The organism is Streptomyces sp. NPDC029044, assembly GCF_040637495.1.
Lineage (GTDB): Bacteria > Actinomycetota > Actinomycetes > Streptomycetales > Streptomycetaceae > Streptomyces.
The window spans coordinates 1-12,127 of the sequence record NZ_JBEZWN010000111.1; the positions used below are offsets into that span (position 1 = coordinate 1).

A 12,127-nucleotide genomic window follows, 5' to 3' on the forward strand; every position below is an offset into this window, starting at 1 on the left:
CTCGCCGATCTCGAAGGCCGGGCTGGACGCCGGGGTCAGCTCCGGCCAGAGCCGGGGCGGCCCCTTCGCCGTGCCGGGTAGCCTTCACCCCGGGAACACCGGCGCGACCACTCACCCGATCAGCCGTCAGAAACAGCCCACAAAGGTGAGATAGGCCGCAAGAGGGCACAACGACGGAACCACACACCAGGTTCCGCTCTGACCTCATTGCCCGACGTGACCTGCCGTGATACACAGAGTGACCATACGATCCTTCGCACACCACCCGCCGCCTCCCCTAGGGGCGGGAGCGGAAGGGTGGCAAGGTATTCGTACGAAACCCGCCAATCAATGACGCCAAGTCGACATCCGACAGCATCATTGTCGGCGAGAATGAGGCCTGACCTCTGCACGACCGCAGAGGGTGCGGAACTACCCAACAGGGGCGGTGACTTACATGCTCTTTGCGGCCGACAAGGGAGACATCAACACCATCATCGGCGGGATCGCTCCGGACTGGGGCCCCTTCGGCAGCCTGGGCAACGAGGCGAAGGTGATGATCGAGGTCGTGATGGCGGTGGCCATCCTGCTCTGCCTCGGCATCGCCATCTGGGGCGCCGCCAAGCAGCGCATCGGAGCGACCGCCCTGCGGGACACCTTCAGCGCGGAGCAGGGCAAGGGCCTCATCATCGCGGGCCTGACGGGCGTCTTCATCATCGGCTCACTCGGCACGCTGTTCACCATCGTGTACGGCATGGCCGTGTAGCCCGGGCACCGACCGCCCGGCCGGGCACGCCCGGCCCCCCTCCATCCCACCCGCCCGTCGTGCCCACCGGCTGAGGTTGCGTTTCCCTGATGTCGAGTCACCACACCGCGCCCGCGCGGGAACCAGCACGGCTACCGTCGTACGAGGAGTATGCGAAGTACGACCGGTACGAAGTGTTTCCGCACGACGTCGAGGGGGCGTACGCGGCATGAGTCTCGGTGACGACCACGAGTCCTCCGGCGGCTACGGCGGCACGGGCCAGACCCGCACCCGCCTGCCCGACTCCGGCGACGCCTTCGGCGACCCCCGCCGCCGCTCCTCCCGCAGCCTGGTCACGGTGGTCGGCGTGGTGGTCCTCCTGATCGCGGCGATCGCCTTCGCGAACCGGGGCGACGGCGATGCGTCCTCTTCGACGGAGGGTTCCTCGGGCAAGCCGGAGACGTCGGCGACGGCGCCCTCCGGCAAACGCCCCGTCACGGCCAAGTCGGCCGCGGGCATCCCGTCCGGCTTCGCCCAGGACCAGGAGGGCGCGGAGAGCGCCGCGGCGAACTACGCCGTCGTCCTCGTCTCGGCCGACATCCTCAAGCCTGCACGGCGACCCGAGATCGTCCGCCAGGTGTTCGACGCCGGCAAGGTCTCGGAGCTGGAGAAGAACCTCGACCGGGTCTACAGCAAGGCGTTCCTCGAGAAGGTCGGCCTGGACGCGAACGGCGAAGCGCCCAAGGGCAGCACCTACGTCTCCCGCACGATGCCGGTCGGAACCAAGGTCACCGACTTCTCGGGCAGCGCCGCCACCGTCGAGGTCTGGTGCACCGGCGTGTTCGGGATGACGGGGGAGAGCTCGCAGAACCCGGTCACCAACGACTGGTTCACCATGACCCTCCAACTGCGCTGGACCGACGGCGACTGGAAGGTCGACGGCTTCTCCCAGAAGGAAGGCCCCGCGCCGGTCAACGGCGACAACAGGGTGTCGACGTCGGACGCCATCTCCAAGGCCGTCGAGGAGTTCGGAGGGTTCACGTATGCCCGGTAGCCCGCGCCGCGCAGTCAAGGTCACCGCAACCCTCACCGCCGTGCAGACCGCCCTGGTCCTGTTCGCCACCCGGGCGGCAGCCGCTCCCACGCCCTCGCCCAGCCCCAGCAACGACAACTGCTCCCTGCTCTCCGGCCGGGCCCGGGAGATCTGCGAGGGCGACACCGGCAGCCAAAGCGGCAGCGGCACCTCCCGGCTCAACCCCACCTCCACCCTCGACCCCCTCTCCTCCCTCGCCAAGGGCTGCGCCGACGCCGCCTCCTGGACCGTCGACAAGCTCAGCGAGGCCGTGAAGGAGACCGCCAACGTCGACTTCACCAACCCCAAGTTCCTCCAGCAGTACGCCGTCGTCTTCGCCGCCTCGACGATCCTCACGCTCCTGCTCTGGCTCCTGGCCGTCGCCAAGCGAGCCGTCCGCGGCGTGCCCCTGACCACCGCCCTCTCCGAAGCCATCGGCTTCCTGTGGCTCACGGTGCTGGCCTCCGCCTTCACCCCCCTGATCCTCTACACCGTCGTATCGGCCACCGACGGCATCACCGAGGTCCTCGCGAAGGCCACCGGCGACCAGACCGACGCGTTCTTCGGCACGTTCTCCGAGGCCCTCAAGAAGGGCGAGGACATCGGCGGCGGCCCGATCATGCTGATCGTCGTCTCCCTGGTCAGCATCCTCGCCGCCGGCGTCCTCTGGCTGGAGCTCGTCATCCGGGCCGCCCTGCTCTACGTCGGCGCCCTCCTCGGCACCGTCGTCTACGCCGGTCTCGTCGACAAGAACCTGTGGGGCCACGTCCGCCGCTGGGCCGGCATCATGATCGCCGTCATCCTCATCAAGCCGGTGATCGTCATCGTCCTCGGCCTCGCGGGCGCACTGTCCGCCGACGACGGCCCGAACGCCTTCTCCGCCGTCGTCTCCGGCCTCGCCATCATCCTGCTCGCCATCTTCGCCAGCGCGATGATCTACCGCTTCGTCCCCGGCTTCGGCGACGAGATCGCCGGCTCCCGCAACAACCGCCTCATGCAGGGCGCCGAGGGCAAGGCCGCCGCGGTCATCAGCTCCCCGGCCACCCTCGTCGCGCAGGGCATCAAGACCCACAGCTCCCGCGCCGACAACAACGGCGGAGGCAGCCAGTCCTCCGCCCCCCGCCCCAGCAACCCCGCATCCGGCGGAGTCGCGGCGCACAGTGGGCGCACCTCGAACGGCGGCGGCGGATCTGTCCCCTCCGCCGCACCCGCCCCCCGTTCGAGCAGCCCCGTCAACACTCCCCACGCCAGCAACACCCGCAACAGCAGTACCAACCGCACGGGAGGTGAAGGGCGTTGACGACCGAGTCCCACGTGTCCCATCCGGTCACGCCCCGCCGGACATACCTGATCGGCCGCGCCCGGCCGAACGCGATCATCGGCCGCAACCGCGAGACCGGCGAGATCGCCCTCATCGTCGTGGGCGCGTTCCTCGGCATGATGTGCGGGCTCCTCGTCCCGGTGCTGTCCCTGCGCATCGTGCTGCTCGCCGGGTTCCCGATGCTGGCGCTGGCCGCGGTGTACGTGCCGTACAAGCACCGCACGTTCTACAGGTGGTTCGAGATCAACCGCAGCTACAAGCGGACCCTCAAGCAAGGCACCACCTACCGCTCCACCGCGATCGAGGCCGGCACCCGGCTGGACGGCAAGGAGATCGAGGTCGGCCCGCCCCCGGGCATCGGCCGCATCACCTGGCTGGCCGCCCCCTTCGGCCCCGACGAGATCGCCGTGCTCCTGCACGCCGACCGCAAGACCGTCACCGCCGCCATCGAGATCGAGGGCCCCGGCGTCGGCCTGCGCGACAGCGAGGACCAGGAGGCCCTCGTCGACCGCTTCGGCACCCTGCTCAAGCACGTGGCCAACGGCGACGGCTTCGTCACCCGCCTCCAGATGCTGGCCCGCACCCTCCCGGCCGACCCGGACGCCCACGCCAAGGACGTCGCCGTCCGCGGCGACGAGAAGGCCCTGCCCTGGCTCCAGGAGTCCTACGACCAGCTCCAGTCGATGGTGTCCACCAGCAGCGAGCAGCACCGCGCCTACCTCGTCGCCTGCATGCACTACACGCGCGACCTCGCCGCCGAGGCGAACGCCATGGCCCGGGCCGCCCGCGCCCACGGCGGCAAGGTCGACCGCGACGCCGGACTCGCCGTCGTCATGGCCCGCGAGCTCACCGACATCTGCTCGCGCCTCCAGGAGGCCGACATCCGCGTCCGCCAGCCCCTCGGCCAGGGACGGCTCGCCTCGCTGATCCACTCCATGTACGACCCGGACCACCCCATCGACCACATCCAGGCGATGACCAAGCGCAACGCCTGGCCGGCCGAGCTGGACGCCATGGAGCCCACCTACCTCCAGGCCAAGACCCGCGAGTCCTCCACCCGCGCCCCCTGGTGCCACGCCACGGCCTGGGTGAAGGAGTGGCCGATGACTCCCGTCGGCGTCAACTTCCTCGCCCCGCTGCTCGTCCACACCCCGGACGTCATCCGCACGGTCGCCGTCACCATGGACCTCGAACCCACCGAGGTCGCCATCGAGCGCATGCTGACGGAGAAGACCAACGACGAGGCCGAGGCCTCCCGCGCCGCCAAGATGAACCGCACGGTCGACCCGCGCGACATCGCCGCCCACTCCCGGCTCGACCAGCGCGGCGAGGACCTCGCCAGCGGCGCGGCCGGCGTCAACCTCGTCGGCTACATCACCGTCTCCTCCCGCAACCCCGACGCACTCGCCCGCGACAAGCGCACGATAAGAGCCTCCGCGGGCAAGTCGTACCTCAAGCTGGAGTGGTGCGACCGCGAGCACCACCGCGCCTTCGTGAACACCCTTCCCTTCGCCACCGGCATTCGGAGGTAGGACCTGATGCGGGACCCGCTGTCCGTCCTCACCGACGCCTTCACCTCCTTCCTCTTCGGGAAGGTCGAGACGACCAGGCTCCCGGTGCGCACGTCCACGGGCCAGGCCCAGGCGGTCTACCTGCCGACCGCCGCGCCGGGCCTCGGCGACTCCGGCGTCATCATCGGCCGCGAGGTGTACTCCGGAAAGGGCTACATCTACGACCCCTTCCAGCTCTACGGCCAGCAGCTCCCCGCCCCCCACTGGCTCGTCCTCGGGGAGTCCGGCAACGGCAAGTCGGCGCTGGAGAAGACGTACGTCCTGCGCCAGCTGCGCTTCCGCGACCGTCAGGTCGTCGTCCTGGACGCCCAGGGCGAGGACGGCGTCGGCGAGTGGAACCTCATCGCGCAGGAGCTGGGCATAACTCCCATCCGCCTGGACCCGATGGCGGCCCTGGACATGGGCATCCGCCTCAACCCGCTCGACCCCGCGATCACCACGACGGGCCAGCTGGCCCTGCTCCGCACGATCATCGAGGTCGCCATGGGCCACGGCCTGGACGAACGCTCCGGCTTCGCCCTCAAGGTCGCCCACGCCTACGTCAACGAGACCATCGTCGACCGCCAGCCGGTCCTCACCGACATCGTCGAGCAGCTGCGCCACCCCGAACCCGAGTCGGCCGAGGCGATGAACGTCGCCATAGACGACGTACGGGCCTGGGGCCTCGACGTCGCCCTGGTCCTGGACCGCCTGGTCGACGGTGACCTGCGCGGCATGTTCGACGGCCCGACGACGGTCGGCATCGACCTCGACGCCCCCCTCATCGTCTTCGACCTCTCCCACATCGACCGCAACTCCATCGCCATGCCCATCCTCATGGCGATCGTCGGCGTGTGGCTGGAGCACACCTGGATCCGCCCCGACCGGAAGAAGCGGATCTTCCTGGTCGAGGAGGCCTGGCACATCATCAACAGCCCGTTCGTCGCGCAGCTGTTCCAACGTCTGCTGAAGTTCGGCCGACGCCTGGGCCTGTCGTTCGTGGCGGTGGTCCACCACCTGTCGGACGTCGTGGACGGGGCAGCCGCCAAGGAAGCGGCAGCGATCCTCAAGATGGCCTCGACCAGGACGATCTACGCCCAGAAGGCGGACGAGGCGAGGGCGACGGGCCGCGTGCTGGGGTTGCCCCGCTGGGCGGTGGAGATCATCCCGACCCTCACCCCCGGCATCGCCGTCTGGGACGTCAACGGCAACGTCCAGGTCGTCAAACACCTGGTCACGGAGACCGAACGCCCCCTGGTCTTCACCGACCGCGCGATGACCGAGTCCTCCGTCGAGCTCACGGACGACGCCCTGCACGCCGCCGAACTGGAGGCGGAGGAACGGGCCGCGGCCTTCGTGGAGCACCACCTGGGCGACTCCGAATCGACGGTGGCGTAGGCGCAAGGGGAGGACGCGTGAGACCGGACGACCGCCACACCCAGCGGGACGGCCAGGGAGGCATCCCCGACGGCCTGCTGATCGGCATACTCGCGTTCCTCCTCGGTATGACCGTGCTGGTGTGGACGGCCACCGGCCTCGCCGCCCTCTTCGCCCACGGCGCCTGGCCGTCCGGCGTCACCTTCGCCCGCACGCCCCTGGCCATGCGCGAACTCGTCGCCCAGCCGCACGACATCCCCGGCGCCTGGCCCGAGACACCCCCCGGTGAACTCTCCGGCTACGGCCTGTTCTGGGGCCTGTTCATCGGCCAGCTGATGATCCTGGTCGTCCTGACGGTGTTCGTGATGGGCACGCTGGCCCGGTGGCGGGCGGTACGGGCGAGGAACCGGGAGCAAAGGGCGACGGCGGCGCAGGAAGCGGAGGCGTCCAGGGCACCGGACCACCGAGCGACCGCGTACGAGGCGCACACCGCCGTCCGGCACGAGGTCCCGACCCCGGCACCGCACGAGGTCCCGACCCCGGCACGGCACGAGGCCCAGCCCCCCGCGCCGCACGAGGTTCCGACCCCGGCACAGCATCACAGCCCCACCCCCGTGCGGCACGAGGCCCCTGACCCCGGGCAGCACGAGGTCCCCACCCCTCGCCGTTCACCCGTCGGCCCCACAGGCCCCCTGGATCCCCCCGCGAGCCCGGCCGGCTCCCCCCACCCGGCGACCGTCCCCGCGACCCCGGCATCTCTGTTCGGGCAGGAACGGGTGGGCGGCTGGGAGAAGATCTTCGTGGCCCCGAGGGAAACCCGCCAAGCCACCGCGACCCAAGCCGTACGCGACGCGGAAGGCCCCACCCTGGTCGTCACCTCGAACCCCACCCTCTGGCAGGAGACCAAGGACGCCAGAGCCAAACTGGGCCCCACCCACCTGTACGACCCCACGCACCTCTGCGACACCCCGTCCCGCCTCCACTGGTCCCCCACGGCCGGCTGCGAGGACAAGGCGACGGCAACCACGCGGGCCACCGCCCTCCTCACCCCCGTCCGCCCCACCGCCAAACTCGACCAGGCCCTCAGCGACACAGCCGAGACACTCCTGCGGAGCTACCTGCACGCCGCCGCCATCGACGGCCGCACCATCCGCCACGTCCACCGCTGGTCCCAAGGCACCCAGATCCAGGACGCCGTACGCATCCTGCGCACCAACCCCAAGGCCGCCCCCGGCTCCGCGGGCGAACTCGAAGGCGCCCTCACGGCCCACCCCGAACGCCGCGACATGGCCCAGCAGCTGACCACCCGCGCTCTGGCCGCCCTCTCCACGGTCAACATCCGCGAGGCCTGCACTCCCAACCGAACTGATGCCCTCGCCTTGGATTCCTTCGTCCACGAAGCGGGCACGCTTTATGTGGTGGGGGAATCCATCGAGGACCCCAGGACGAACCCGGGCGCGATGCCCCTCCTGACGGCCCTCGTCTCCAGCGTGGTCGAGCGCGGCCGGCACATGGCCGAACGGTCATCGGCCGGTCGCCTCGACCCACCAATGACGCTCGTCCTGGACGACGTCGCGGCCGTGGCCCCGCTTCCCCAGCTTCCGGAGCTGCTGGCCACCGGAGCGGACCGGGGGATGCCGACCCTGGCCCTGCTCCGGTCCCGCGAACAGGGCCGCGCCCGCTGGCCGCACGACGAACTCCCCGTCTAGGGCCCGTCACTCCCGTTCGAGCACGAACTCCAGCTCCAGCTCCCCGGCATCCCCCAGCGGCACGGTCACCCCGCTCGGCAGGAACCCCACCCGCCGGTAGAACCGCTGCGCCCGCCCGTTCTCCTCGTGCACGATCAGCCGCACCCGCTCAAGACCCCGCCCCCACGACCACTCCAGGGCCGCGTCGAACAGCACCTCGGTCAGCCCGCTCCCGCGCTCCTCGGGCCGTACGAACACGGCGACCACATGCCCCTGCTTGCGCTCCACCGGGAACCCGGCCCAGTCCGTCGTCCCGGGCTCCTCCACGAGCACGGTCAGCGTCGCCACCCACCGCCCGTCCGGCCCCTCGGCGATGATCTGCTGCGCCCTGTCCGCCCCTTCGGCAGCCCCCGCGGTCCGCTCCTGCCAGAAGGCATCCGGACGGGCCGCCGCCTCCTCGTACGTCTCCAGGAAGGCCAGGTGCGCCACCGGGTCCCGCAGCGCCGCGAGCCGCAGCTCCTTCGCCGCAGGCCACTCATCAGCACGGACCGACCGGATCACATAGCTCATGCGGGCCACGGTAGTACCCCGGTACGACGCCCCTCACCCCGATTACCGTCGTCGGTCCGACGCCCGCCGCCCCCGCACGCACGAGCATCGAACCATGCTGACGGCACACGAACTCACCAAACGCTACGGCCACCGGACGGTCGTCACGGACCTGTCCTTCACCGTCCGCCCCGGCACCGTCACCGGCTTCCTCGGCCCGAACGGCGCCGGCAAGTCCACGACCATGCGGATGCTCCTCGGCCTCGACGCCCCCACCCGCGGCCACGCCACCGTGGGCGCACGCTCCTACGCCGCCCACCCCGCACCCCTCACCGAGGTCGGCGCCCTGCTGGAAGCCCGCTCGGTCCACCCCGGCCGCACCGCCTACCACCACCTGCGCGCCCTCGCCCACACCCACGGCCTCCCCCGCGCCCGGGTCGAACACGTCCTCGGCCTCACCGGCCTGACCGACGTCGCCCACCGCCGCGTCAAGGGCTTCTCCCTCGGCATGGGACAGCGTCTTGGCATCGCCGCCGCCCTCCTCGGCGACCCGGCCACGCTCATCCTCGACGAGCCGGTCAACGGCCTCGACCCGGAGGGCGTCCTGTGGATCCGCAACCTGCTCAAGTCCCTCGCCGCCGAGGGCCGCACGGTCCTCGTCTCCTCCCACCTGATGAGCGAGATGGCCCTCACCGCCGACCACCTCGTCATCATCGGCCGCGGCCGCCTCCTCGCCGACACCACGGTCACCGACTTCGTCCGTGACTCCGGCGCGGGCACCACCAAGGTCGTCACCCCGGACGCCACCGCCCTAGCAGGCCACCTCACGGCACCCGGCGTCGACATCACCACCGACGCCCCCGGCACCCTCCACATCCGCGGCACCGACGCCCAGCACATCGGCCGCACCGCGGCCGCCCACGGCATCCCCCTCTACGAACTGACCCCGGGCGCCGCCTCCCTGGAGGAGGCCTTCATGGACCTCACCCGCGACGTGCTGGAGTACCCGGCGACCCTGGAAGGAGCAGCGGCATGACCACAGCCACCCTCCCCTACCGCGTGACCCCCGCCCGCATCCTGCGCTCCGAGTGGCACAAGCTCTGGACCCTGCGCTCCACCTGGATCACCCTCGCCGTCACCAGCCTCCTGACCGCCGCGATGGGCGCGGGCCTCGGCGCCGCCTACGACGGTTCCGGCGAAGGCGGCATGGACCCCGTCATGTTCACCCTGCTCGGCACCCAGTTCGCCACGATCAACCTCGGCGTGCTGGGCATCCTGGCCACCGCCGGCGAGTACTCCACCGGCCAGATCCGCGCCACGATGACCGCGGTGCCCCGCCGCCTGCCCGTCCTGTGGTCCAAGGCCGCCGTCCTGGCCGCGGTCGCCCTCCCCCTCACCCTGGCGACGAACCTCCTCACCTTCCCCCTCGCCCAGTCCTTCCTCAACGGCACCGACCTCTCCGCCTCCCTCGGCGATCCCGGCGTCCTGCGCGCCCTCGCGGGCAACGCGGCCGGCCTCACCCTGCTCGCCGTCCTCGCCCTCGGCATCGGCGCCCTGCTCCGCTCGGTCCCCATGGCCATCGGCGTCTTCATCGGCCTCGTCATGGTCCTCCCGGAGATCCTGGCCATGCTCCCGTACGCCTTCGTCGACGACGCCGTCCGCTACTTCCCCGGCAAGGCCCTGGAAGCCCTCACCACGGCCCAGCCCCTGCCCCAAGCCGCCACCCCCGGCGCCTCCCTGCTGGCGATGCTCCTGTGGACGACGGCCTCCCTCACGGTGGCCGCGGTGGTCCTGCGCCGCAAAGACGTATGACGCCGGGCGGCGGATCCCGCACGATGGACCCCGTGACGGAAGACCGGGCGCCGGAGCCCCTCACCGAATACGCCCAGCGCCTCACCCACAAGGTGCGCGCCTTCGACCGACGCCATCCCCTGCTGTGGGACCTCCACTTCACCGGCTTCTGGGTCACCGCCGCCCTAATCGACTACGCCGGCGGCGGCTGGCGCAACAACGCACATCAGCTCGACGTCCCCGGCTGGCTCCTCCTGACCCTGAGCCTCGGTCTGTCGGCCCCGCTCCTGTGGCGCCGCACCCACCCCGGCACGGTCCTGGCCGTCATGGCCCCCTTCGCCCTCGTCAACGCCTGGACCGGCGCCGCCCTCCAGGCCGCCCTGCTCCAACTGGTCCTCGTCTACCACCTGGCCCTGCGCCGCCCCCTGCGCAACCTGTGGTGGGCGACGGTCCTGGTGATCGCCCCGGTCCTCGTGTCGGCCCTCCGCCACGGCGAGGGCACCTGGGACCAGCAGATCGGCTCACACCTGATGTCCATCACCGTGGCCGCCCTCATCGGCGCCACGGTCCGCGCCCGCCGCGACTACACCGAGGCCCTGGAGGACCGCGCCCGCCGCCTGGAGACCGAACGCGACCAGCAGGCCCAGCTCGCCGCCGCCGCCGAACGCGCCCGCATCGCCCGCGAGATGCACGACATCATCGGCCACAACCTCTCCGTCATCACCGGCCTCGCCGACGGCGGCCGCTACGCCGCCGCCAAGTCCCCCGAGCGCGCGGCCCAAGCCCTCGACGCCATCGCCACGACCGGTCGCCAGGCCCTCACCGAACTCCGCCGCCTCCTCGACGTCCTGCGCGAGGAAGAGCGGCACCAGGCCGACCTGGCTCCCCAGCCGGGCCTCACCGACCTCGACCGGCTCCTCGACGGCGTACGCTCCGCCGGTCTCCCCGTCAGCACCACCACCCACGGCGACCCGACCCTCCCCCCGGGCCGCCAGCTCACCGTCTACCGCGTCATCCAGGAAGCCCTCACCAACACCCTCAAACACGGCGGCCCCCACGCCACAGCCCAGATAGAGCTCTCCTACGAGGAGCAGGCCGCGGTCACCGTCACGATCACCGACACCGGCAAGGGCAGCACCACCGACGGCAGCCCCGGGAACGGACGCGGACTACCCGGAATGCGCGAGCGAACCGCCCTGTACGGCGGCACACTTGAGGCCGGCCCTCGCCCCCACCCGGAGCAGGGCTGGCGCGTCCGCCTACGTCTCCCGGAGGAATCCCCGCAGTGACCACGGTCCTCATAGCCGACGACCAGCCCCTCCAGCGCTTCGGCTCCCGCATGCTGCTGGAGAGCCAGGACGACATGACGGTCGTGGGCGAGGCGGCGAATGGCAGCGAAGCGGTCCGCATGGCGGCCGAGCTCCATCCCGACGTCGTCCTCATGGACATCCGTATGCCCGGCCTCGACGGTATCGAGGCGACCCGCCGCATCACCGCCGCCGGCGACCGCACCCGCATTCTGATCGTCACCACGTTCGACCTGGACGAGTACGCCTACGCCGGGCTCCGCGCAGGCGCCTCCGGCTTCCTCGTCAAGGACGCCCAGCCCGAGGAACTCCTCGCCGGCATCCGCGCGGTGGCCACGGGAGACGCGGTGGTGGCCCCCAGCCTGACCCGCCGCCTCCTGGACGCCTACGTCCACCACCTGCCGACGGGCCCTTCGTCTGAAGTCCTGTCCCAGGACGACCCGCGTCTCGCTTCGCTGACGGACCGCGAGCGCGAGATCCTCACGGTCATCGGCAAGGGCTGGACCAACACGGAGATAGCCGCGCGCCTCCACCTGGCCGAGTCGACGGTGAAGACCCACGTGGGCCGCATTCTCGCAAAGACCGGCTCCCGCGACCGAATTCAGGCGGTCATCCTGGCGTACGACACGAAGTTGGTCGAGACGTCCTGAAATGCAGAAAGCCCCCGCATCCGAAGATGCGGGGGCTTTCCCAATGATTGTTCGGCGGCGTCCTACTCTCCCACAGGGTCCCCCCTGCAGTACCATCG

11 protein-coding genes are annotated in these 12,127 nt (G+C 70.9%); 10 read left to right on the forward strand and 1 reads right to left on the reverse strand.

Features of this window, described 5'->3' with window-relative positions; all coding sequences use genetic code 11:
* Window positions 1-436: 436 nt before the first annotated feature.
* The 6 genes from AB0E85_RS38565 (at window position 437) to AB0E85_RS38590 (ending at window position 7,753) form a co-directional block, all read left to right on the forward strand.
* A complete protein-coding gene (locus AB0E85_RS38565; protein ID WP_003991275.1) occupies window positions 437-745 on the forward strand; it encodes a hypothetical protein in 309 nt (102 codons plus the stop codon).
* 208 nt (window positions 746-953) lie between these two features.
* Window positions 954-1,778 (forward strand): hypothetical protein, encoded by an 825-nt coding sequence (locus tag AB0E85_RS38570; RefSeq protein WP_361937438.1) that lies wholly within the window; start codon window positions 954-956, stop codon window positions 1,776-1,778.
* Window positions 1,768-3,096, forward strand: coding sequence for a hypothetical protein (locus AB0E85_RS38575; RefSeq protein ID WP_361937439.1), 1,329 nt, complete (start codon window positions 1,768-1,770; stop codon window positions 3,094-3,096). The genes AB0E85_RS38570 and AB0E85_RS38575 overlap by 11 nt, the downstream gene beginning before the upstream one ends.
* Window positions 3,093-4,649 (forward strand): SCO6880 family protein, encoded by a 1,557-nt coding sequence (locus AB0E85_RS38580; RefSeq protein ID WP_361937440.1) that lies wholly within the window; start codon window positions 3,093-3,095, stop codon window positions 4,647-4,649. Before AB0E85_RS38575 ends, AB0E85_RS38580 begins: the two co-directional genes overlap by 4 nt.
* 6 nt (window positions 4,650-4,655) lie before the next feature.
* Window positions 4,656-6,065 carry an ATP-binding protein gene (locus AB0E85_RS38585; protein WP_361937441.1) on the forward strand — a complete coding sequence of 470 codons (1,410 nt, stop codon included), beginning with the start codon at window positions 4,656-4,658 and terminating at the stop codon, window positions 6,063-6,065.
* A 17-nt stretch (window positions 6,066-6,082) separates the two neighbouring features.
* On the forward strand, window positions 6,083-7,753 hold the full coding sequence (locus AB0E85_RS38590; protein ID WP_361937442.1) for a TraM recognition domain-containing protein: 1,671 nt from the start codon (window positions 6,083-6,085) through the stop codon (window positions 7,751-7,753).
* A gap of 6 nt (window positions 7,754-7,759) precedes the next feature.
* Here the strand turns inward: AB0E85_RS38590 and AB0E85_RS38595 are convergent, their stop codons facing one another.
* Window positions 7,760-8,302 (reverse strand): GNAT family N-acetyltransferase, encoded by a 543-nt coding sequence (locus tag AB0E85_RS38595; RefSeq protein ID WP_361937443.1) that lies wholly within the window; start codon window positions 8,300-8,302, stop codon window positions 7,760-7,762.
* Between the two features lie 94 nt (window positions 8,303-8,396).
* Here AB0E85_RS38595 and AB0E85_RS38600 point away from each other — a divergent pair, with 94 nt between their 5' ends.
* From AB0E85_RS38600 to AB0E85_RS38615, 4 genes are read left to right on the forward strand one after another with little or no spacing between them, the layout of a single operon-like run.
* Window positions 8,397-9,317, forward strand: coding sequence for an ATP-binding cassette domain-containing protein (locus AB0E85_RS38600; RefSeq protein ID WP_361937444.1), 921 nt, complete (start codon window positions 8,397-8,399; stop codon window positions 9,315-9,317).
* Window positions 9,314-10,093, forward strand: coding sequence for an ABC transporter permease (locus AB0E85_RS38605; protein WP_361937445.1), 780 nt, complete (start codon window positions 9,314-9,316; stop codon window positions 10,091-10,093). The genes AB0E85_RS38600 and AB0E85_RS38605 overlap by 4 nt, the downstream gene beginning before the upstream one ends.
* A 23-nt stretch (window positions 10,094-10,116) precedes the next feature.
* Window positions 10,117-11,361, forward strand: coding sequence for a histidine kinase (locus tag AB0E85_RS38610; RefSeq protein ID WP_361937446.1), 1,245 nt, complete (start codon window positions 10,117-10,119; stop codon window positions 11,359-11,361).
* A complete protein-coding gene (locus tag AB0E85_RS38615) occupies window positions 11,358-12,029 on the forward strand; it encodes a response regulator transcription factor (RefSeq protein WP_361937447.1) in 672 nt (223 codons plus the stop codon). Before AB0E85_RS38610 ends, AB0E85_RS38615 begins: the two co-directional genes overlap by 4 nt.
* The last annotated feature ends 98 nt before the right edge of the window (window positions 12,030-12,127 follow it).